The organism is Filibacter tadaridae, from assembly GCF_900609045.1.
In the GTDB taxonomy this organism is placed as follows: domain Bacteria; phylum Bacillota; class Bacilli; order Bacillales_A; family Planococcaceae; genus Sporosarcina; species Sporosarcina tadaridae.
The window spans coordinates 22777-44523 of record NZ_UXAV01000039.1 but is presented as its reverse complement, the minus strand read 5'-3'; the positions used below and the strand labels follow the sequence as shown (position 1 = coordinate 44523).

Annotated in this window: 28 protein-coding genes; 20 read left to right on the top strand and 8 right to left on the bottom strand. The window is 40.1% G+C overall.

Going from position 1 to position 21747, the window contains the following annotated elements:
• Positions 1–4: 4 nt before the first annotated feature.
• Positions 5–1828 (top strand): oligoendopeptidase F, encoded by a 1824-nt coding sequence (gene pepF, locus FILTAD_RS08135; RefSeq protein ID WP_124069984.1) that lies wholly within the window; start codon positions 5–7, stop codon positions 1826–1828.
• Between the two features lie 775 nt (positions 1829–2603).
• Positions 2604–3482 carry a nuclease-related domain-containing protein gene (locus FILTAD_RS08130; protein WP_160117585.1) on the top strand — a complete coding sequence of 293 codons (879 nt, stop codon included), beginning with the start codon at positions 2604–2606 and terminating at the stop codon, positions 3480–3482.
• 570 nt (positions 3483–4052) lie between these two features.
• Here the strand turns inward: FILTAD_RS08130 and FILTAD_RS08125 are convergent.
• From FILTAD_RS08125 to FILTAD_RS16190, 3 genes are all read right to left on the bottom strand, one after another.
• Positions 4053–4859 carry a DsbA family protein gene (locus tag FILTAD_RS08125; protein ID WP_124069982.1) on the bottom strand — a complete coding sequence of 269 codons (807 nt, stop codon included), beginning with the start codon at positions 4857–4859 and terminating at the stop codon, positions 4053–4055.
• Complete coding sequence (locus FILTAD_RS08120; protein ID WP_124069981.1) at positions 4856–5248, bottom strand: globin domain-containing protein; 393 nt, start codon at positions 5246–5248, stop codon at positions 4856–4858. Before FILTAD_RS08120 ends, FILTAD_RS08125 begins: the two co-directional genes overlap by 4 nt.
• Positions 5249–5352: 104 nt before the next feature.
• The gene (locus tag FILTAD_RS16190) at positions 5353–6039 is read right to left on the bottom strand and encodes a lytic transglycosylase domain-containing protein (RefSeq protein WP_238988191.1); all 687 of its coding nucleotides are present in this window, start codon (positions 6037–6039) and stop codon (positions 5353–5355) included.
• A gap of 157 nt (positions 6040–6196) precedes the next feature.
• Here FILTAD_RS16190 and FILTAD_RS08110 point away from each other — a divergent pair, with 157 nt between their 5' ends.
• From FILTAD_RS08110 to FILTAD_RS08095, 4 genes are read left to right on the top strand one after another with little or no spacing between them, the layout of a single operon-like run.
• Positions 6197–6586: a UPF0738 family protein gene (locus tag FILTAD_RS08110; RefSeq protein ID WP_238988190.1), complete on the top strand. Its 390-nt coding sequence runs from the start codon at positions 6197–6199 to the stop codon at positions 6584–6586.
• An 18-nt stretch (positions 6587–6604) separates the two neighbouring features.
• On the top strand, positions 6605–7282 hold the full coding sequence (gene yjbM, locus FILTAD_RS08105; protein ID WP_124069980.1) for a GTP diphosphokinase: 678 nt from the start codon (positions 6605–6607) through the stop codon (positions 7280–7282).
• The gene (locus tag FILTAD_RS08100; protein ID WP_124069979.1) at positions 7279–8079 is read left to right on the top strand and encodes an NAD kinase; all 801 of its coding nucleotides are present in this window, start codon (positions 7279–7281) and stop codon (positions 8077–8079) included. The genes yjbM and FILTAD_RS08100 overlap by 4 nt, the downstream gene beginning before the upstream one ends.
• A gap of 1 nt (position 8080) precedes the next feature.
• The gene (locus FILTAD_RS08095; protein ID WP_345788890.1) at positions 8081–9004 is read left to right on the top strand and encodes an RluA family pseudouridine synthase; all 924 of its coding nucleotides are present in this window, start codon (positions 8081–8083) and stop codon (positions 9002–9004) included.
• Here the strand turns inward: FILTAD_RS08095 and prpE are convergent.
• Complete coding sequence (prpE, locus tag FILTAD_RS08090) at positions 8997–9737, bottom strand: bis(5'-nucleosyl)-tetraphosphatase PrpE (protein ID WP_124069977.1); 741 nt, start codon at positions 9735–9737, stop codon at positions 8997–8999. The two genes, FILTAD_RS08095 and prpE, sit on opposite strands and share 8 nt — an antisense overlap.
• Positions 9738–9829: 92 nt before the next feature.
• Between prpE and mgtE the strand changes: the two genes are divergently transcribed.
• Positions 9830–11203 carry a magnesium transporter gene (gene mgtE, locus FILTAD_RS08085; RefSeq protein WP_124069976.1) on the top strand — a complete coding sequence of 458 codons (1374 nt, stop codon included), beginning with the start codon at positions 9830–9832 and terminating at the stop codon, positions 11201–11203.
• A gap of 93 nt (positions 11204–11296) precedes the next feature.
• The gene (locus FILTAD_RS08080) at positions 11297–11728 is read left to right on the top strand and encodes a hypothetical protein (protein WP_124069975.1); all 432 of its coding nucleotides are present in this window, start codon (positions 11297–11299) and stop codon (positions 11726–11728) included.
• 164 nt (positions 11729–11892) lie between these two features.
• Here FILTAD_RS08080 and FILTAD_RS08075 read toward each other — a convergent pair whose 3' ends face one another.
• Positions 11893–12426 (bottom strand): CotY/CotZ family spore coat protein, encoded by a 534-nt coding sequence (locus FILTAD_RS08075; RefSeq protein ID WP_124069974.1) that lies wholly within the window; start codon positions 12424–12426, stop codon positions 11893–11895.
• A 149-nt stretch (positions 12427–12575) separates the two neighbouring features.
• Here FILTAD_RS08075 and FILTAD_RS08070 point away from each other — a divergent pair, with 149 nt between their 5' ends.
• The 7 genes from FILTAD_RS08070 to FILTAD_RS08040 all read left to right on the top strand — a co-directional run bounded on the left by FILTAD_RS08070 (position 12576) and on the right by FILTAD_RS08040 (position 15883).
• Complete coding sequence (locus FILTAD_RS08070; RefSeq protein ID WP_124069973.1) at positions 12576–12956, top strand: hypothetical protein; 381 nt, start codon at positions 12576–12578, stop codon at positions 12954–12956.
• Entirely contained in the window at positions 12956–13411 is a 456-nt protein-coding gene (gene spoVAC, locus FILTAD_RS08065; protein ID WP_124069972.1) for a stage V sporulation protein AC, read from the top strand. The genes FILTAD_RS08070 and spoVAC overlap by 1 nt, the downstream gene beginning before the upstream one ends.
• Entirely contained in the window at positions 13405–14406 is a 1002-nt protein-coding gene (locus FILTAD_RS08060; protein ID WP_124069971.1) for a beta-ketoacyl-[acyl-carrier-protein] synthase family protein, read from the top strand. The genes spoVAC and FILTAD_RS08060 overlap by 7 nt, the downstream gene beginning before the upstream one ends.
• Before the next feature lie 9 nt (positions 14407–14415).
• A complete protein-coding gene (spoVAE, locus tag FILTAD_RS08055; RefSeq protein ID WP_124069970.1) occupies positions 14416–14778 on the top strand; it encodes a stage V sporulation protein AE in 363 nt (120 codons plus the stop codon).
• A 94-nt stretch (positions 14779–14872) separates the two neighbouring features.
• Positions 14873–15019 carry a YjcZ family sporulation protein gene (locus FILTAD_RS08050; RefSeq protein WP_124069969.1) on the top strand — a complete coding sequence of 49 codons (147 nt, stop codon included), beginning with the start codon at positions 14873–14875 and terminating at the stop codon, positions 15017–15019.
• Positions 15020–15250: 231 nt separating this feature from the next.
• A complete protein-coding gene (locus tag FILTAD_RS08045) occupies positions 15251–15502 on the top strand; it encodes a stage VI sporulation protein F (RefSeq protein WP_124069968.1) in 252 nt (83 codons plus the stop codon).
• A 78-nt stretch (positions 15503–15580) separates the two neighbouring features.
• Positions 15581–15883 carry a hypothetical protein gene (locus FILTAD_RS08040; RefSeq protein ID WP_124069967.1) on the top strand — a complete coding sequence of 101 codons (303 nt, stop codon included), beginning with the start codon at positions 15581–15583 and terminating at the stop codon, positions 15881–15883.
• 63 nt (positions 15884–15946) lie between these two features.
• On the opposite strand, the gene FILTAD_RS08035 is transcribed toward FILTAD_RS08040, so the two are convergent.
• From FILTAD_RS08035 to FILTAD_RS08025, 3 genes are all read right to left on the bottom strand, one after another.
• Positions 15947–16375: a GNAT family N-acetyltransferase gene (locus FILTAD_RS08035; RefSeq protein WP_124069966.1), complete on the bottom strand. Its 429-nt coding sequence runs from the start codon at positions 16373–16375 to the stop codon at positions 15947–15949.
• Between the two features lie 3 nt (positions 16376–16378).
• On the bottom strand, positions 16379–16894 hold the full coding sequence (locus FILTAD_RS08030) for a YjcG family protein (RefSeq protein ID WP_124069965.1): 516 nt from the start codon (positions 16892–16894) through the stop codon (positions 16379–16381).
• Positions 16895–16982: 88 nt separating this feature from the next.
• Entirely contained in the window at positions 16983–17705 is a 723-nt protein-coding gene (locus FILTAD_RS08025) for an alpha/beta hydrolase (protein ID WP_124069964.1), read from the bottom strand.
• A gap of 111 nt (positions 17706–17816) precedes the next feature.
• Between FILTAD_RS08025 and FILTAD_RS08020 the strand changes: the two genes are divergently transcribed.
• The 5 genes from FILTAD_RS08020 to FILTAD_RS08000 all read left to right on the top strand — a co-directional run bounded on the left by FILTAD_RS08020 (position 17817) and on the right by FILTAD_RS08000 (position 21625).
• Entirely contained in the window at positions 17817–18401 is a 585-nt protein-coding gene (locus FILTAD_RS08020) for a phosphatidylglycerophosphatase A family protein (RefSeq protein WP_124069963.1), read from the top strand.
• Between the two features lie 243 nt (positions 18402–18644).
• Positions 18645–19373, top strand: a complete 729-nt coding sequence (locus FILTAD_RS08015) for an amino acid ABC transporter ATP-binding protein (protein ID WP_124069962.1) — start codon at positions 18645–18647, stop codon at positions 19371–19373.
• A gap of 30 nt (positions 19374–19403) precedes the next feature.
• A complete protein-coding gene (locus FILTAD_RS08010) occupies positions 19404–20207 on the top strand; it encodes a transporter substrate-binding domain-containing protein (RefSeq protein ID WP_203229679.1) in 804 nt (267 codons plus the stop codon).
• 104 nt (positions 20208–20311) lie between these two features.
• Positions 20312–20962, top strand: a complete 651-nt coding sequence (locus tag FILTAD_RS08005; RefSeq protein WP_238988189.1) for an amino acid ABC transporter permease — start codon at positions 20312–20314, stop codon at positions 20960–20962.
• 12 nt (positions 20963–20974) lie between these two features.
• Entirely contained in the window at positions 20975–21625 is a 651-nt protein-coding gene (locus tag FILTAD_RS08000) for an amino acid ABC transporter permease (protein WP_124069960.1), read from the top strand.
• Positions 21626–21747: the final 122 nt, after the last annotated feature.

Here is a 21747-nt window from a genome sequence, read left to right as displayed (position 1 = left end):
ACAGATGACAACGAAGACAAAGAATAAATTACTGACACGTGACGAAGTAAAAGTGGAGGAAACATGGCGCCTTGAAGATATATTTGCAACTGACGAAGCGTGGGATAAGGAATATGCCGACATCGAAGCGTTTTTAGGTAAGGCCGAGTCTTTTAAAGGGACTCTTGGAAATGGTGCAGAAGCGTTATTTGAAGCGCTAACATATCGTGATAGCGTTTCGGAAAGGTTGCGTCGTCTCTACACATATTCGCACTTGAAAACAGATCAGGACACAACAAACAGTTTCTATCAAGCAATGGATAGCCGTGCAAAAACGTTGCTTGTAAAAGCATCGACTGCACTTTCATTTTTCTTGCCGGAATTACTGTCAATCAAGGAAGCCGAGTTGAATAAGACTGTAGAAGAATATGAAGAACTACGTCTTTATAAACAGGAATTTGAAGAAATCAACAAACAACGTCCTCATGTTTTACCGGCAGAGCAAGAGGCATTGCTAGCACAATTATCGGAGGTTACTGGTAAATCTGCCGAAACGTTCAGCATGTTGAATAATGCGGATTTGACATTCCCAACTGTGAAAGATGAAAACGGAGAAGAAGTAGAATTATCCCACGGTCGTTTCATTAATTTCCTTGAAAGCAGCGACACGAAAGTTCGTGAAGAAGCATTCAAAGCTATGTACGCAACTTATGGGCAGTTTCAGAACACGTTCGCTTCAACATTATCCGGAAATGTGAAGCGTGACAATGTCAACGCGCGTATCCGTAATTACGGCTCAGCTCGTGAAGCGGCAATGTCAAACAACCATATACCCGAACAAGTATATGAAAACCTTGTAACGACGATTAATAAAAATGTTCATTTGCTGCAACGTTATGTTGCTTTACGAAAAAAAGTATTTGCGCTGGATGAACTTCATATGTGGGATCTCTATGCACCACTTGTTAAAGATGCCGACATGAAGATTTCGTATGAGGATGCAAGTAAAAAAATGCTCGAAAGTTTCCATCCACTTGGTGAAGAGTACGTGTCCATCGTTAAAAAAGGGCTTGATAGTCGTTGGGTGGACGTCCGCGAAAACAAAGGCAAACGTTCAGGTGCTTATTCATCGGGCGCATATGGGACAAACCCGTATATTCTAATGAACTGGCAAAACAATGTAAGTAACTTATTCACACTGGCGCATGAGTTCGGCCATAGTGTGCACAGTTATTATTCACGTAAGAGCCAGCCATTCATCTACAGTGGTTATTCCATTTTCGTTGCAGAAGTTGCATCTACTGTGAATGAAGCGATTTTAAATGATCACTTATTGAAAACGATTGATGACGAACAAAAACGTATCTACTTATTAAATCATTGGTTGGACGGGTTCCGTGGAACTGTTTTTCGCCAAACAATGTTCGCTGAATTCGAGCATTTGATCCACAAATTGGACCAAGATGGTGTCGCCTTAACTGCCGAAAAACTAACTGAAGAATATTACGCTTTGAACAAAAAGTATTTTGGTGAAAATCTTGTTGTTGATGAAGAAATCGGCTTGGAATGGGCCCGAATTCCTCATTTCTACTATAATTATTATGTATATCAATATGCAACAGGCTACAGTGCAGCGGTTGCACTTAGTAATCAGATACTTACAGAAGGGGAGCCGGCAGTAGAACGTTATGTAAATAACTTCTTAAAAGCGGGTTCATCCGATTATCCGATTGAAGTACTGAAAAAAGCCGGCGTCGATATGACAAGTGCAGCGCCAATCGAAGAAGCATGCCGCGTCTTCGAAGAAAAATTAAATGAACTCGAATCTCTTATATTGAAAAATAAATAATTGACATGAATTTCGTCCGCTATATATTAGCGGACGATTTTTTTAGGACTTTTCTAAGCATGTGATACCGAAGAACCTGTAATACAGTTAACCAGAAGTAGAAGATTGTATGTAAATAGCGCCTTATACTAAAACGATTGTGTCATTTATGTGTAATTCTTTGTGAATAGTTGATGCTATTATTATTTTATGATAAAGTAAGGATGTGAAATAAATCACATACCAAACATACACCCCTTTTGTTTGAACGTGAACATTTCTTCCATTCCCTTTGAAATAGAGCATGAACTCCCCCCCAGGAGTCCATGCTCTTTTCTTTTGTCTGAATGTAAAGGACATGGTTGCGGAAACTGTACCGGATAGCGTGTACTGTCATGGCAAAAGAAGAAACTGTAAGGGGAACTCATCGAACTGTAGGGGCAATTGCGGGAACTGTAATGGCTCGGGCGAACTGTCATGGCAAAAGAAGAAACTGTAAGGGGAACTCATCAAACTGTAATGACAATTCCCGAAACTGTAATGGCCCGCCGGAACTGTCATGGCAAAAGAAGAAACTGTAAGGACAATCCCTGTATCTTCTGAGTAAAATCGATTTAATCGTAAAAATGTGTTGTCAGTTTTTGTTTTCTAAAGTATAATTAATGTGAATAATCTGAACGCATGAAGGGGGCTGAAATAAATAAGTAAATTAATCCAAAGAAATAGACCTGTTTTACTCGATGGTATTCCGCGCCTTATTGCCCGGTTATCCCCTACGCATCGAAGAGTACAGGATTTGAAAAATCAATTCTATCGAACGAATAGTGGTTACTCCGGTGAACGTAATGTCGATCTATATATCGAGCGTACACATTTTCCATATATGACTAATATTTTTAAGAACGTTCACCTAAGTATATCCTCGAATCATACATTTGAAATTGACACGTTGATAATTTCAGAGCGATATGTATTAATCGTTGAGGTGAAAAATCTTAAGGATACAGTCAGATTTGTAAAAAATCCCCCTCATCTCAAGCAGACGCTTAAAAATGGTGATGAAGCAGTTCTCAATTGCCCTGTTTATCAAACTGAAACAAATAAGTTGAATTTGAACGAGTGGTTTCGCCAACATGGAATTTCCTTGAAAACTCAAGGTTTAATCGTTTTAGCCAATCAAAACACGATTGTGGAAGACGCGCCTGATGATTTTCCGATCATTTATAAAAAACAAATTCCATACTACTTACAAAACCTACTACCTGATAATGTTATTTTTTCAGGGGCGGAATTAGAGAATATTTCACGTCAAATACAACATGAGCAGCAAAGATTCAATCCTTTTCCGCTATGTTCATATTTTAATATTGATGCGAGTGATTTAAGGAAAGGGTTATTATGTCACCATTGCAATGGTATTCTTATTAAGAAGAACCGTGAAACTTGGTATTGTGAATTTTGTTCAAAAGATGTATTGGATCCATTTAATGATGGAATTAAAGATTGGTTACTCCTAGTGAAAAGTTCTATAACAAATAAAGAATGCAGGGACTTTTTAAGTTTAAAAAATTCAAATGCAGCACGTTATGCCCTATCAAAGTCGCCGCTTGTAAAAAAAGGTAAGTCAACTGCAACATTCTACATTAGTGGAAATAAAAGAGTTCCTCATGAATAAAGTTTAGAGAGCCTATCGATTTAGATAGACTCTTTTTTGCGTGCAGAAAATAAGATGCATAGGGCCGAAGTCAGTACCCGTCACACAGGTTAATGGCAATTCAACAAACTGCGAGGACGGTCGCCGGAACTGTAAGGGGAACCCGTCAATCTGTAAGGACAATCCCTAAAACTGTAATGGCCCGCTGAAACTGTCATGGCAAAAGATGAGACTGTAAGGGGAACCCGTCAAACTGTAAGGACAATCCCTAAAACTGTAATGGCCCGCCGAAACTGTCATGGCAAAAGTTGAAACTGTAAGGAGAACTCGTCAAACTGTAAGGACAATCCCTGAAACTGTAATGGCCCTCCGAAACTGTCATGGCAAAAGATGAAACTGTAAGGACAAATCATCAAACTGTAGGGACGCCCACAAAAACTGCCACTGCAATCCGACAAAACTACACCGAACCACACAACTCACTATCAAATCCCGCACCCCTCACCCCCATAACTATCAAAACAACTCCCGATACAAAAAAAGCCCTCCATCCCCCAGTAAATCCCAGGTGAATGAAAAGGCTTGATAAAGTTATCCTCGTTTTTTACGCCATAAAGTCACATCTTGGAATGCCATTCGTTCGACATTTTGTTGGAGTAGCCGTTTTTTTAACTCACGTTCTGCGGACTTCTCGGATAGACCGTAAAAAGTTGCGATTTCTTTTGTTTCGAGTGTGTCGAAACGTTGGAATAGGCTCTCTAGATTGGGCGGTGGTTCAGGCGTTAAAGATTTCCCCACTAGTTCCTCTAGAATTTGCTTATAGACCGAGTAGTCATATAAGCCTTCCACTTTTAATCCTTCGTCTTCGATATTACCATTGAAGAAGACGAATGTCGGGGCTTGTTCGACTTCCATTTCCTTCGATAAATACAAATCGACTTGAAGGGAACGTAATACATTTTTGGATGAAAAGTCACTTGTAAATTCATCTATATCAAGATTTAGGGTTTCTGCGATTTCTAGCAGTATAGAAAATGATGAAACGTTTTTGGATTTCAAAAATGAATACTCTAGCATTTTAGATAAGAAGCGAAAGCCTGCTCGTTTTCCTTGGAATTCTGCGGCTTTGACAGCAATCGATGGGAAAGCCGCATGGGCTTTGTCACATGTATCCGTTGACTCAGTATCGCGTGTACATTGTAAATTCATACTAGGCAGGGATGTACGTAATACAATGCGAAGCGTAAAGTAACGATCATACTCCACTTGTAATTTACGTAGTAGCGGCTGTAATGACCAGCAATCTGTGCATAAAGGATCGATGAATACATATAATTCAATCGGTCTTGCGAATGCAGAAGGATTAATTGGTTCTTCTATTAAGGATGATCGATTCACGAATTCCCCTCCCCGTTCCTGTTCACCATGTGGCGGGCAGTCAGGACGAGGCGTTTGTAATAAATATCACGTAAATTTCCTTCCAAACCGACATCATCCATTGCTTCTGCCATACATGAAAGCCAGGCATCTGCCCGTGCAGGTGTTATGGGAAATGGATTATGACGTGCTTTCATCATGGGATGTCCATGTTCTTCTGTATATAGATTAGGTCCGCCTAAGTATTGTGTTTGAAATTGTTTTTGTTTTCGTGCCGTTTCTGCCAGATCATCTGGAAAAATCGGGTATAGGTCTGGATGGACGGCAACTTTGGAATAAAACTGGTCGATAAGTTCCGACAACTTTTCAGCACCGATCTCCTCAAAAGGGATCAAAGGTTTTCGAATCATTTACGTCAATCTCCTTTGCTCTGACTGTATTGACATTCTACCAACCCATCACTATTTTCACAAATAAACCGCTTATAAAACAGAATTACATGCAGTGGATATGCCTATGCTTTGTAAAACCCGAGCACTTTATCAACATATTGCTGTGTCTCTTTAAAAGGTGGGATGCCGCCATACTTTTTTACGTTACCAGGGCCTGCATTATAGGCCGCTAGTGCAAGTTCCATATTACCATCGAATTGAGTGAGCATTTGTTTCAAATACTTTGCACCGCCCATAACATTTTGTGCGGGGTCCAAACTATTCTTTACACCAAGAAATTTAGCCGTACCAGGCATTAATTGCATTAGACCCGCAGCACCTGCGTGACTGACAACATCACTATTAAAGTTCGATTCTTGCCTAATAACTGAGGATATGAGTTTCCCTGGCAAGTCATACCTGTCGGCAGCTTGCTGAATGATAGCAGCATACTCGTTATTGTCCACTGTACTGCTTCCGGAAGAAATAGCGGGTGGTTGTTTGGTTGAAAGAATTGAAGAAAGCGATGATGGTTTGAAAATGTTGGCAAGCCCATCATAACGTAAACTATCTGTGCTAGTTGCAGTTCCAAGTAAAGTCGATGAAACGGATGTCAATGAATCAGATACAGAAGGATTCCTCATCAGTTCGCCGAGCATTTCTTGAAACATGGATGAAGACATATTATTTTCACCGGCTAAGGTTTGTACAGAGCCGAGGGATTGGAGTGCATTTATTTCCATTAGTGTACGTATTGCTTGTGTATCCAACGTGATCCGTCCTCTCCAGTGCTTGGCGTGGGAATGCTGAACGATTGCACTTATAGCCAGTATACCAATTTATCGTAAAAAACGCATGGTCCAGACTGCAAGACCGAGTTTCATATGGTAAACTGAACGTATTGACATACGAAGGGACGAGTAAATTGTGCATACTTTAAATTACGTAGAAATAGGTATTCAAAACGGTGAAGAAATTCGTTTTTCACTACCAAATACAGCAGAACGACCGACTGGCACGCCCGCCGGGAAAATGATAACAGATTCGGATAACGTTTCATTCGTTTATTTATTGGATGAAGAAATAGGGTATAGTCACATATATTTCAAACAAGATGTATGGCCATACATGGTAAAAGCACTTCAGGCAGAAAAAGAGCCCATACTTTTTTACGGGGAAGAATCAATGGTCCTTGTTGGATTTAAAGAAGAACTGATGATGCTAATTTACAATATAGAGGGCAATGATAATTACGGAGAGGCTTTTTCTACCGCGGTTGAACAGGCATTCAACGTAATACTACAGCAAGTGGACTAACAGCTAGGAGGACTCTCGATGAGACAATGGAATCAGTTTCTTGAACCATATAAACAAGCGGTGGATGAATTGAAAATAAAGTTAAAAGGGATACGTTCCCAGTATAATCTTGAAGATATACATACGCCCATTGAATTTGTGACGGGCAGAGTGAAACCGCTAGCAAGCATATATGACAAGACACTTGAGAAAGGGATTCCGTTTGAACCGTCAGCAGAACTCGCTGCGGAACTGCCTGATATTGCGGGTCTTCGAATGATGTGTCAATTTGTGGATGATATTGGCACAGTTGTCGAGATATTGCGACAGCGAAAAGATTTGAAAGTGATAGAAGAGCGAGACTATATATCCAACAAAAAACCAAGTGGTTACCGGTCTTATCACGTCATTATCGAGTATCCGGTTCAAACGATTGACGGAGAAAAAACGATTTTTGCTGAAATCCAGATTCGAACACTAGCCATGAATTTCTGGGCGTCGATTGAACATACACTGAATTACAAATATGAGGGGGAAATGCCACCTGCCATTAATCATAGACTGGAAAAAGCGGCGGAAGCGGCATTTCGTCTGGATGAAGAAATGTCACTTATTCGAGATGAAATTCAAGATGCGCAACAGTATTTCAGTGCGTTCAAAGAATATGCAACACGCGGATATAGTCAAAAAAAAGAGAAGGGAGGAGGAAGTAAATGAAATTTACAATCCAATCAAGGAATGATGACTTGTCGAACAAGTTAATGAAAGAAGCTATGGATTATTTGACGGATTTTGGGCTGCTATACGACGATGAAGAACCTGATATGGTCTTGTCGATTGGTGGGGACGGTACATTGCTCCATGGTTTCCATAAATATAGCCATCGTTTAAAAGACACGGCATTTGTAGGTATTCACACTGGGCATCTTGGTTTTTACGCGGACTGGAAACCAGCTGAAATAGAAAAACTTGTCATTTCCATTGCGCGTAAAGAATACGACGTGATTGAGTATCCACTTCTAGATGTGACCATCAACTATCAGAATGGCGCACAAAGCACCACATACCTTGCGTTAAATGAATCGACCGTTAAATCGCCTGAAGTGACACTCGTCATGGATGTCGAACTAAACGGTGAACATTTCGAACGCTTTCGTGGAGACGGATTATGTATGTCGACTCCATCAGGTTCTACTGCATACAATAAAGCACTTGGTGGAGCAATCATTCATCCATCATTGCCTGCGATCCAGTTAACTGAAATGGCATCCATAAACAATCGGGTATTTAGGACAGTCGGTGCGCCGCTTGTGTTACCGTCACATCATAAATGTGTATTGACACCAGTCACAGCGCCAGACTTCATGGTCACAGTCGATCACCTTCAACTGTTGCATAAGGATGTAAAATCGATTGAATATATCGTCTCGAAAGAAAGAGTGCGCTTTGGCCGATTTAGAGCATTCCCATTTTGGAAACGCGTTCACGATTCATTTATAGATAGTGATGTGTGAGATGATGAGTAAAGATTTGAGATTCAAACTCACCTTTGTTGCAAACGAAGAGGCAGCAGAGATGCGTCTTCGTGAATTTCTTCATTTGAAAGGAATCTCAAAAAGAACACTGACGGCGACAAAATACGATGGTGGACTTCTCTTAGTGAATGGAATTGAAAGAGATGTACGTCATGTATTGAAATCGGGAGATGAAGTGACAATCTTATTCCCGTTAGAACAACCGAGTATAGGCTTACATGCGACAGAAGGGCCGCTTACCATCCTATATGAAGACGACGCGCTTATCATTATCGATAAACCACCAGGACAAAGCACAATCCCTTCGCGAGATCATCCTGACGGCACTGTTGCAAATTTTGTCGCAGGGAAATTTGCACGAGATTGCCTACCGGCGACTGTTCATGTCGTTACACGCCTTGACCGAGACACTTCGGGCATAATCTGTATCGCAAAAAACCGTCATATCCATCATTTGCTAAGTCAGCAGATGATACATGACGGTTTTCATAAGCAGTATATCGCAATTGTTGAAGGGCATGTCGATAGAAGCAACTTCATGATCGATGCTCCTATAGGTAGAAAAGAAGGTAGCATAATAGAGCGCATGGTTCGGGATGACGGACAACTTGCACGAACTGAAATAAATGTCGTTAATCGTTTTACTGTAGAAGGCCAACAATTGACAAAAGTTGCACTTGTCCTTCTGACGGGTAGAACTCATCAAATAAGGGTACATATGCAGTGGGCGGGTCATCCGCTTGCTGGGGATGATCTGTATGGCGGTAAACTTTCATTAATCGGCCGTCAAGCCTTACACTGTGCAGCAATTGAATTCAGCCACCCGTTAACAGGGGAACGGGTACGTTTTGAAAGTGACGTTCCCTTAGATATGAGTTCATTAATTTTTTCTAGAATTATATGAATACAGTAAACTTTTCTGGTGTGAAAGGTTGTAAAGAGGCGACAGAAAGAGTAGTCATTTCAGGGTAACGGAATGCACTAAGCTTCCCCCCAAATACACAACCTGTGTCAATATTGACGGTGTTGTTTTTGAAACGGGCTTCCTTTACGGGGGTATGACCGTAAACAATAAACGCATCTCCTTTGTACTCTTTAGCCCAGTCCCGTCGTATCGGTTTTCCATCGGCAGCTTTTTTACCTGTTATATCACCATATAAAACAAACGTTCTTATCGATTCTGAATCCGGTGAACCAATCATTTCTTCGCGAATACCTGCATGTGCGATGATGAGTTGTTGATCTTCAAGTGTCACGTATAATGGCAACGCTTCATAAAATAACCTGTAACGATTCAAAAAAAGTTTCCGGTTTTCAGGCGTTAACGTATCAAGTTCTGCGACGGTCGTTTCGAGTCCATGTGTTTGTTGTACTTTATTGCCTTTTGCGTAGCGATAGAGTTTGTTACAATGATTTCCCGGGGAATAATAGAACGTTCCTGCGTCTTGCATGTTGAAAAGTAATCGTAATGTGTCCAGGGAATTAGGTCCTCTATCGGTTGCATCACCGACAAACACAAGTTTCCTTCCATCAGGGTGAACTGGGATTCCCGTGTCCATCGAGTAACCAAGTTTATAGATTAACTGCATCAGTTCTGTAAAACAACCGTGGATATCACCAATTACGTCGTATTTCATAGTAAGTCGCTCCTTAAAATATAGTTAAGTAAGTATAGCATTTCCTTGTTTGCCACATCAATGTATACTAAATTGGAAAGGAAGGTGCAGATATGACTGTGAATGAAGAAAACAACGAAGAAATTGATTTCGATGAAGAAAAGTTGATCGAACTATTGGAAAATCAGGCAATCCTATCTTTCCGAGATGAATACTTGCACCTTCATGCATATGATCGAGCAAGATTTTATGAAAAAGTTACACTAAACTTGCGGAAAACGATGTATCATTTTTTATCCCCAAAAGAACTTGCAGAGGTTTTTGAAACAAGTGAAATTGACGATGACGATTATGAACAGTTCCTTCAGGAGATGGACACGACGTATGCGGCAGATATGATTTCCTTTATGTTTGTGGATAACGCGGTAGATGTCCTGAATGAACTTGACAAAGCACAAGTCGTTAGTTACTTGACATTGATGGATAAGGATCGTGCTGTAGAAATCAAAGCGCTCCTTCACTATGAAGAGTATACAGCGGGTTCGATTATGACGACAGAATACGTGTCTATTCCTGAAAATTCTACTGTTCGATCTGCGATGACCATTTTGCGCAATGAAGCGCCAGGAGCGGAAACAATCTATTATGTCTATGCAGTGGATGATAGCAATCGTTTAATGGGTGTTGTATCGCTACGCGATTTAATAATTGCGGACGAGGACACATTAATTAGTTCGATTATGAGTGAGCGGATTGTAAGTGTCCTTGTTTCTGAAGATCAGGAAGACGTTGCACGTATGATTAAAGATTATAATTTCCTTGCTGTGCCAGTTGTTGATTTCCAGCAACATATACTTGGAATTATTACGGTTGACGATATTATCGATGTTCTCGATGAAGAGGCATCTGACGATTACTCCAAACTTGCTGGTGTTTCCAATATGGATACATTCGACAAAAATTCATTGTCAGCGGCTAAAAAGAGACTCCCATGGCTTATTATTTTGTTAGTTTTAGGTATGTTGACAGCGAATCTTATCGATTTGTTCACTGAAACAATTTCTCAAGTAGCACTTCTTGCAGCATTTATCCCTCTTATCGCAGGAACTGCAGGAAATAGTGGAACGCAGGCACTTGCTGTTGCAGTTCGCGGTATTGCAACACGGGACATTGAAGATGAAAGTAAGTTTAAGCTTCTTTTGCGAGAGGCCGGGACAGGGTTCATGACAGGCCTTGTCTGCGCGATATTTGTTGTCGGTCTTATCTACGTTTGGAAACATGAATTCATTATCGGTCTTCTTGTCGGTGCAGCTATTTTCGTATCCATTTTTGTCGCGACAATTTCGGGTTCTTTCATCCCGCTCTTCATGCACAAGATGAAAATTGACCCAGCTGTCGCTTCAGGCCCTTTCATCACAACTTTAAATGACGTCATCAGTGTCATTATTTATCTTGGTTTAGCAACGGTTTTCATCGGAGATTTATAATCCGATGAAAATCGTTTTTTTTTGGAGATAGCCACTGCCATTGTAATAATGAACCACGCAGAAACCGGGCGCATATACTAAAACAAAAAGGATGTGCTGATTATTTTACGAAGTGAACCGTTATTATTCGTCCATGCACCGCCTGTTTATGTAAAAGTTACGTTTACAGAAGAAGAGTCCACTTCAGTTTTTGTCATGAGTGGCGAAGAAACGCTACCCACCAACGAGATTGAGATTGGTGCGCAAGAGAAGGAAGGTATAGAAAAAAATATAACAGATCCTATAAAGCAAACAGATCCTTCAATCCATCGAAGAGTTCTTTACCTAAGTGATTCCTTTCGCCAACAAGCCTATAAGCCCCTTCAATTTGTTTTGGAGGATGAAACAATGACGGGTACAATCGATAAGGTTGAAGGCGAAACAGTATGGGTCAATCTAGCGGATACGGAAGATCAACAAGTAGCGATCGAAGTTGGCATGATTGAAGAAATACTTTGGCGCGGGAAACCGTTTATCGAAAACTAAGAATCGAAAATGACCTGCTAAGGGTACGAAAGGCATCATATCAAATTAAAAAAGAGGCAAATCGGCGAAAACCCGATTTGCCTCTTTTGTTAATCGTGTAAAAAATTAAAGTCTGCATGATCGGAATATCCGACCATGCAGACTAAGCATTGTAGGTTTAACGATTAGTTATCTGGACAAAAGTCGATGAACGTATCCATCACACATTGAATACCACAGAAGCAATCCAAGTCAACCGTAATACAAGTATCTGTTTTACCAAACTTTTTCACTTCACATAATAGGTTCGGATTTAGATGACCATCACAGTAAATGTCAACCGGCGTACCATCTAAACGTTGAGGTTCAAGAACCTGTAACGTTGCACAGCATCCGTCAAAGATATTTTGTACTCTGAAAAATACTGAATAGCCACATCTAGGATTTGGTGTTGGTGATCCCGTTGGCAAAGTCTTTTTGTAAAGTGTTTTGAAAGCATCTCCCTGCTTATCTAAAAGCATGAATGCACGTGTATTGATTTGATTACGAACCGGGCTTACCATACTACCTAGAGGCGCCATGAAACAATCCGTTTCACATTCTATGCAATCGTCATCCGTACCAATATCCTGCACACGCTTGATGAATCGTACAACTTCACAAATACAATCGTGACGACGTTTTGTATCTTCAATTCCCTCATTTTTTCCACATCCCATTAATTACACCCCCTTTTCTCTAACTCTTACTAACTTATGCATTCAAGTTCCATTGAATCGGGCGGATGTACCAGTTATGAATAAAGTGAAGTTCAAAAAGGCATACTGTAAAAACAAAGGAGGGGACGCATATCCGAAAAATTGGTCTCATGCTTATCATCTTATTTTTAGTCTCTGGCTGCTCATTGATAGATAATGACTTTGAAGTACAAAACTATTCAGCTATGGATGAACAGGAAGTAAAGGATGTGTTGGCAAGCGATGATCGTCTCGCATCAGCAGTCGTCCTGTTTTTCGAAGAGGAATTGATTGTCGGCGTAAGAGCCAAAACCTTTTCGAGATTTCATAAAACGAAAATTGAAAAGGACATTAAGAAGCAGTTGAAAGAGAAGTATCCTGACTTAACGATCACAGTTTCAGCCGATAGTAAAATCAAAATGGAGACAAAGAAACTAATCGTCAAGGAAGATCAAGAGAAACTCGACATAGGAATTAAGAAAATAAAATCGTTATTAAAGGAAGAAACCTGATGAATGAAAAAAAATATGCAGCATTGGAAAAAGAGATTTCTCCAAAAACACCTTATTTGCGTAATTGTATTAAGGCTTTTCTAGTAGGCGGAACCATTTGCCTTATCGGCCAATTTGTAGCTCTCTTCTATATGACGTATTTTGACTTTACAGAACGAACTTCAAGTAATCCAACAGTGTCGACAATGATATTTTTTGCAATGTTGCTTACCGGATTTGGGTTTTATAAGAAAATTGGTCAAATTGGTGGTGCAGGTGGATCGGTACCGATTACAGGATTCAGTAATGCGGTTGTATCCGCAGCGATTGAACATAAGTCTGAAGGCTATGTACTTGGTGTGGGCGGTAATATGTTCAAACTAGCGGGGTCTGTTATTCTTTTTGGTGTTTTTTCTGCTTTTGTCGTCGCACTTATTAAAACAATACTTGTTAAGCTAGGAGTCGTATCATGGTAGCTCGAGGATTACTAACATTTAAAACAAACCCTTCCATTGCATCTACTGGTGTCACGGCTGGACCACTTGAAAAGAAAAGTCCGTTCGTATCGCTTTTTGACAAAATGTACGATGAAGAACAATCAGGTGCGGGGACGAATGAACAAGGTCACGCAAAAATGATGGAGGATGCCTGCATGATTGCGTTAAGTAAGGTAGACTCGGTACCTGAAGATGCGGATTTCTTACTCATTGGTGATCTCGTCAATCAAATGACACCGTCGAATTTTTGTGCGGCTACTGTCGGGATTCCTTATATGGGAATGTTTTCCGCTTGTGCGACGTCCGTATCAACTCTTATTACGGCAGCCTTATTAACAGACTCAGGCTTCTCTAAAATTGCAATCGCAGGCGCAGGTAGTCAGCATAATGCAGTTGAACGTCAATTCCGTTATCCAATTGAGTACGGTTCGCAAAAGCCGGAAACTTCACAATGGACGGTTACTGCAGTTGGGGTGGCAGCTGTAACACCTAACAAGAAAGGCATGCCTTCTATCGTTTGTGCAACAATTGGAAGTGTCGTTGATCTTGGGATGACAGACCCCCTTAATATGGGGGCAGCGATGGCGCCCGCTGCTGCAGATACACTTCAAAGACATCTCGATGGGCATGGTACGAAAATAACCGATTATGATTGCATAATGACGGGCGACCTTGGTAAAACTGGCTTCGAATTATATAAAACCCTTGCGTCTAATAACGGAATCGACGTAACGGAAAATTTCCGTGATGCTGGTGAAGAGTTTTACGGGGAGGATCCTTCCTTTTTTGCAGGGGCCAGCGGGGCAGGCTGTTCATCTACAGTTTATTTCTCAGAAATATATGCGAAAATGCTGCAAGGCGAGTATAAACGCGTCCTTCTTATCGCGACTGGCGCGTTATTATCGCCATTATCTTTCCAACAAGGTGACACGATTCCGTGTATTGCACACGCTGTCGAATTAACGATGAAATGAGTGGGTTAAATGATTTCGATTTTCATTACTGCGTTTGTTGTTGGCGGCTTGATATGTGTCGTCGGACAGCTATTATTTGATGTAGCAAAGCTGACGCCTGCACATACGCTATGTTTATTAGTCGTTATTGGTTCAGTGTTGGACGGGCTCGGTTTATATGAGCCACTTATTGATTTTGCTGGTGCAGGTGCGACGATTCCAATCACTTCTTTTGGTAATTCTTTGACACATGGAGCGATGGCAGAAGCAGAAAAGCATGGACTGATTGGCGTTTTGACGGGAATGTTCGAAGTGACTAGTTCAGGGATCAGTTCCGCCATCATTTTTGGTTTTATCGCTTCATTCCTTTTCAAACCTAAAGGTACTATCTGAGTACTGAATAAGAAAATAATAATGTCATTGTACATTAGCCCTTCCTTCCTTCTACTTTCTGCATAGGATATGTAGAAAGGAAGGGGGGATTTTCATGTTTGGAGGATGCTATCCTAATACAGGCGGTTATGCGGGCTGTGGCGGTTATGATCAAGGCAGAGGTTCTTACGGAGGTTCTACATTCGTTCTGATTGTTGTTCTCTTCATCTTGCTCATTATTGTGGGCAGAAGTTTTGTATAACTTTATTCAGCAGAAGTCCTTCACTTCTATAAGTGGAGAGATGAATGCGAACAAAAGCTACAATTCAGCGGGGATTAAAACCCCGGCTGAATAAAGTTAGCCTCCGGCGGATGTCACAGATTTTGAGGGGAGTTAATTGAGCAAGCTCAAATCAAAATCCGGACGCAATCACTCCGAGGCGCGATTGATTCCATTCATTTAAACTTGTGCAATAAGAAGGAGGAATAACAGATGAATGATTCATTTTTCCGGAAAATCGAATCAAAAACAGGCGTTCCGATGGAAGAAGTATTTGCACTTGCCAATGCCATTCAATACGCGGATTTCACCGATGAACGCCAAATGAGGCAGATTATCAGGAAAGTCGGGAAGTTGGCGAACAAGGATGTACCACAACATACGGAAGACGAACTTGTTCGTTCTATTTTAAAGAACGGAAAGTCGGTTAATCTAACAGACATTCAAGGTATGTTGGGGAAGTAAGGGAATAAAAAGAAAAGTATAATAATAGGTTTAACGTAGATAGTCTACGGGTAAATTGAAAGGAAAGGGGTGGACACAATGGGCTACTTGTTACCAATTCAACCAATTCAATCGCAACTATATGCAAACCGAATGAATAGGGAACGTTATAACTTTGCTTATATTAATCGTGTAAATTCCGTACGACTGAATCCTGATAATTCGCGTGACTTCGAGGATTCCTTACAGGATGAAATGGAAATGGAAGCGGGCGAATCCAAGTCTTCTGTTGAAGTTCTCCCTGCTTCTTTCCAAGGCTATATCTCACCCAACCCAGCTAATCTCTCGCCAATTATTGCGCAGGTTGTTGGAAAAGGGCAATCGATTAATGCATATGTATAATAAGTAGTTAAAAAGAGTCTACGATGCTCATTTGAGCATTGTAGACTCTTTTTGTCAGCCGACTTATACTATCTTTTCCATTGCGCGATGTGGAATATCCGCATCCATGAATTCGGGTGATGTAATCGTATATCCGAGTTTTTCATAGAAAGGGACAGCATAAGATTGTGCATTTAGCACAATCTTTTCGATTCCCGTCGATTTGGCATACTCTTCAAGGGCGTTCATTATCAAATTTCCTAAATGTTGTCCCCTGAAATCTTTCATAACACAGACGCGTTCTACTTTTCCAATATATTTGTTAATTTCACGGATACGACCGGCTCCAATAGGTCCATTCCCCGAGTAGACAACAAAATGTACAGCTGAACGATCGTGTTCGTCAAGTTCAAGGCTGAGCGGCACACCTTGTTCTTCTACGAACACTTTCCTTCTGACAGAAAAAGCCTCTTCTCGATCATGGTCAGAAGTAGCTATTTTTACAACGGACAACGCTTAGTTAACCTCGCCAAGATGGAACGTTTCATAAACTGTCCATGAACCATCTTCCAGTTGATAGAGAAGATGGAGTCGGTCTACGATTTCAGAATGATTGACACCGACCATCTTAAGCTGTCCGACAATATCATCGTGTTCACCAGAAGATAGTTTTTGTGCAATCGTTATGTGAGGAACAAATGTGTAATCGAGATCATCTTTAAGATTTCCACTATTAAGACCTTCGTGTAACGCAAGCAACTCATTGCTTGGATCCACTTTGAAGTAAAGTGTATTCGTTATCGGAGCGAATGTACTTACCTTCGAAACGTTTAACTCAAAAGGTTTGTATTTTTTAGTGACGTTTCTTACTTCTTTAGCAACTTCTTCAATTTCTTGGTCATTTGCTTCGAATACACCCTTAACGGTCATATGCGGTGTAATAAGCGCATAATGCGGGTCATACCTTTTCCGATAAGCGTTTGCTAGATCTTGTAATTTTTTTGATGGAAATGCAACAATGCCGTATTTCATAATGAGTGACCTCCTTCTAGTATTGGTTGGTATAGGATAGATCATCTTAATTATACCAGAATGATTGGGTAATGTCCTTTTGCTTGCGTTACAAACCATAGACAGTTTGAATAGCACGACGAACATCAGGTTGCCATTGCTTCCACGTATGCTCCCCTTCCAATTCTTCATAGAAGTACAAAAACCCTTTTCTTTCAATCAATTCATTTAAAATCCGATTAGGCGTAAGGAAATCTTTTTCGCCGTCTTCAGTCGTTTTTACTGCAGTTTCTTTTTTACCGATGACGTGATAAATCGAGAAGCAAGACGAATCTTTTGCAGTCTCCACCGCCGCCAGCACTGAATCATCGACGTATGGGGAATGTAGCATCACCCTGCCGAAAATATTTGGATATTTGAGTGCAGTTAGTAAGGAAATCGTTGCGGCAAGGGAGTCTCCAATAAGACCTCGCCCCGCGCCAACCTGATAAGTCGGATATAATTTATCCAAGTAGGGTACAAGCTCGTGTGCAAGAAAACGAATGTAAGCCTCGTGGCGGTCGCCTTCTGGGTGATAGAGTCGTCTTCTTTCAGGCACGCTTTTATACGGTACGCCAACAACAATGACGTTTTCAATTTCTTCAGCATCAAGTAATTCGTCAACTACGCGACCAATGCGTCCATACTGGAAATAATCTTTTCCATCTGAAGCGATTAAAATCGAATATTTATAGAGTGGACTATAGTTATGCGGCAAATAGATAAGTAGCTGCATATCCTCATCAAGTTCATTGCTGTGTAGAGTGATGTCTTCAATTTTTCCATATTTCATTTGTAGAGTGCCTCCTTAAAGCGAATATGTATGGTGATTGTATCATATTGTCACTAACAGGTATAATGGATGTATTACGCTTGTACGAAATAGAAAAGGGGTTGTGTGACTATGTTTGACGGAAAAACGGTTGTTCATTCAAAAGTGGTGACGGAAGCAACAAAACAAGCGCTACTGCGACGCGGCGTTACATTGGAAGCAATTGCAGAGATTGTTTACCAATTGCAGTTGCCGTATAATGAAGGGCTTCAAATGGAACACTGTCTGGAATCCGTTCAGGGGGTATTGCGAAAACGGGAACTTCAACATGCCATTTTAGTTGGAATCGAGTTGGACGAACTTGCTGAGCAAGGAAAACTATCCGCGCCGCTGCAAGAAATTGTGGAATCGGATGAAGGGCTTTTCGGAGTGGATGAAACAATTGCACTTGGTGCTGTATTTACATATGGTTCCATAGCAGTGACAACTTTCGGCCATCTGGATAAAAACAAAGTCGGTATCATAAATGATCTCGATACGAAAAAAGGAATTGGCGTGCATACATTCCTTGACGACCTTGTAGCAAGTGTTGCTGCATGTGCGGCTTCGCGAATTGCGCACAGGACTCGCGATTTAGACGAAGCAGGGGAGACGTTTGGGGACGTTCCACCTGAAGATACAATGCCTGAAACGAATGTTAAAGGTGCTAAAATATAACTGGTTAAGCGTGGGTACACAGATGGAGTAGGTAATCCTTCTGTGTATTTTTTTATTTTAAGTAAAGTAAAGATAATATTAATACAGAATAATTTGTTTCGAGTTACTAATTAAATAAAAAAACTTATAGACAATTAAATTATTAAAAGATATAATAACGTACATGCATAAATATTCAGAAGTAAAGGAACACTTGCTGAAATTCGCATTTGAAAGATAGAAGTGAAAAGAAAGGAGAATAACATGATTTCATTTGGCCATGTAAATAAATATTATGGAGACTTTCATGTTCTAAAAGATATTGACCTCACAATCAAAACTGGGGAAGTTGTTGTGATCATTGGCCCATCAGGTTCTGGTAAGAGTACATTATTAAGATGCATTAATAGACTTGAAACAATTACTGATGGTTCGCTTACGGTGAAAGATGTTCATCTCAATGACAAAAAAACAGATATCAATAAAGTGAGACGAAAGATAGGGATGGTATTCCAACATTTCAACCTGTATCCTCACAAAACCGTACTGGAAAATATCATGCTTGCACCAATTAATGCGTTAGGGATATCAAAAGAGGAAGCAAAAAAGACAGCGGAGTTTTATTTGGATAAGGTAGGAATTCCCGATAAGGCAACCTCATTTCCTTCACAACTATCTGGTGGGCAGCAGCAGCGGGTTGCAATTGCCAGAGGTCTTGCCATGAAGCCTGAAATCATGCTTTTTGATGAACCGACATCTGCCCTGGATCCCGAAATGGTGGGAGAAGTGTTGGATGTAATGAAAGCGCTTGCTGAAGAAGGAATGACGATGGTTGTCGTTACACATGAAATGGGATTTGCAAAAGAAGTGGGCGACCGAATTGTATTCATAGATCAAGGTAAAATCTTAGAAGAGGCCGCGCCGGTTGAGTTTTTCGAAAATCCAAAAGAAGAACGGGCACAAGTTTTTCTCAGCCGTATATTAAATCACTAAAAACAAAAGGGGGATGTATTTATGTTTAAGATGAAAAAAGTTCTTTTATTGGCAATTGTAACGTTGATGTCCGTTATGGTTTTGGCAGCATGTAACTCAGGCGGAGAAAAGTCGAGTAGTGAAGAAGAAGGAAAGAATGTACTAGAAACAATTAAAAAGAGAGATAAAATTATTGTTGGTGTAAAATTTGATACAAAATTATTTGGCTTAAAAAATCCAACATCAGGAGAAGTTGAAGGTTTTGATATCGACGTTGCAAAACAATTAGCAAAAGAAATTCTTGGTGATGAAAATAAGATTGAATTTGTAGAAGTGACATCAAAAACAAGAATTCCACTTTTGAATAAAGGCGATATTGATGCAATTGTTGCAACAATGACAATCACAGAAGATCGTGAAAAAGAAGTTGATTTCACAGATGTATACTTTGAAGCTGGTCAATCTCTACTTGTTAAAAAAGGAAGCCCTATTAAGAGTATTGATGATCTTACAAAAGAGACAACAGTCATTGCTGTAAAGGGATCTACTTCTACTGATAACATTCGTGAAAAAGCTCCAGATGCACCTGTACTGGAATTTGAAAACTATGCAGAAGCATTTACAGCACTTAAGTCTGGAAAAGGAGATACGTTAACAACTGATAACTCAATCCTTTTGGGAATGGCTTCTGAAGACGATTCATTTGAATTAGTGGGTGGCACATTTACTGACGAGCCTTATGGTATTGCGGTGAAAAGTGGCGAGAAAGAATTTTTGGATGCTTTAAACAAAGCACTTGAAGCTCAAAATTCAAGCGGTGAATTCGATAAAATTTATGACAAGTGGTTTGAGTGAACATTAACCAAAATAGTATAAGTTTTAGTGTAGATTAACATTTTTATCAATCAGGATGGGCATCTTTTGCTCATCCTGATTAAGTTAAGTGAGGTGGAAAGAGATTGGATTTTTCTATTTTAGTAGATTACTTCGACATGTATTGGGATGGATTTGTAGTCACGTTAAAAATAAGTCTTATTGCTTTAATCGCAAGCTTTATTATTGGTGCGATAGTTGCCGTTATGAGAATTACACCGTTCGCACCGCTCAGATGGATTGGGACTGCATATGTGGAGTTTTTTAGAAATATTCCACTCCTAATTATTGCTTTCTTCTTTTACTTTGGAACACCCGCCCTAGGACTGGAATTCTCAGGGTTTACAGCGGGAACCATTGCCCTCACGATATACACGTCTGCTTTTATTGGAGAGGCAATTCGTTCAGGTATATTGGCAGTTCCGAAAGGACAAATGGAGGCTGCAAGATCTTCAGGTTTAAATTATATTCAAACGATGAGAATAATCATTTTACCCCAAGCGATTAAAATAGTCATACCTCCAATCGGTAACCAGTTTATTAATCTAGTGAAGAACTCTTCAATTTTGGCTCTTATCGCAGGTACTGAACTAATGTATCAGGCAGATCTTATTTCAGCTAAAACGTATGTTGTCTTTGATGTATACATATTTGTTGCTGTGTTTTATTTAATCATTACCATTCCATTAAGTTTGGGCGTAGGATACCTTGAGAAACGCCTTGCTAATAGCAATTAAGGAGGTATCATAATGGATTTTTTAGGTGCATTTACTCCAGATAATCTGATCTTTTTATTGAAAGGCTTTTACGTTACATTAAAGGTTGCCTTTATTTCAATTATATTTAGCTTTATAATTGGTGGAGCCTTAGGGACGATACGATTTACCAAAATACCTATCGTATCAAATATAGCAGCAGTTCTTGTCGAGACAATCAGGAATCTACCGCTTCTTCTTATTATATTGTTTACGTATTTTGCACTTCCGGAGATTGGTATTAATCTTGGTATTACGGTTTCGGCTATTGTCGCATTAACTATATTTGAGTCGGCTATGCTTGCTGAAATTGTACGTGGTGGGTTGATTTCCATTGAAAAGGGACAAATGGAAGCTGCTCGGTCCTCAGGGTTGTCCTACATTCAAGCTTTGAGATTAGTTATTTTACCTCAAGCACTTAGAAGAATGGTTCCTAACCTGGTAAGTCAGTTTATCTCATTACTAAAAGACACGTCCCTTGCAGTAGTTATAGCACTTCCAGAATTGCTCCATCATGCCAAAATTATTCAAGCGCAAGAATTGAGTTATGTTATTCCAATTTTCCTCCTAATTGCATTGATGTATTTCGTTGTTAATTTTGCATTATCACTAATTGCGAAAAGACTGGAGTTGAAAAGCGCCTAAACGGGTTCTTTTCGGGAGGAATTACTAACATAAGTAAAGGCCTGCTCTCTCACTGCCCAAGTCTCTGTGGAATTCAGGATATATATATTACGAAGTATGTTCTAGTCATTGTTATCGAAGAC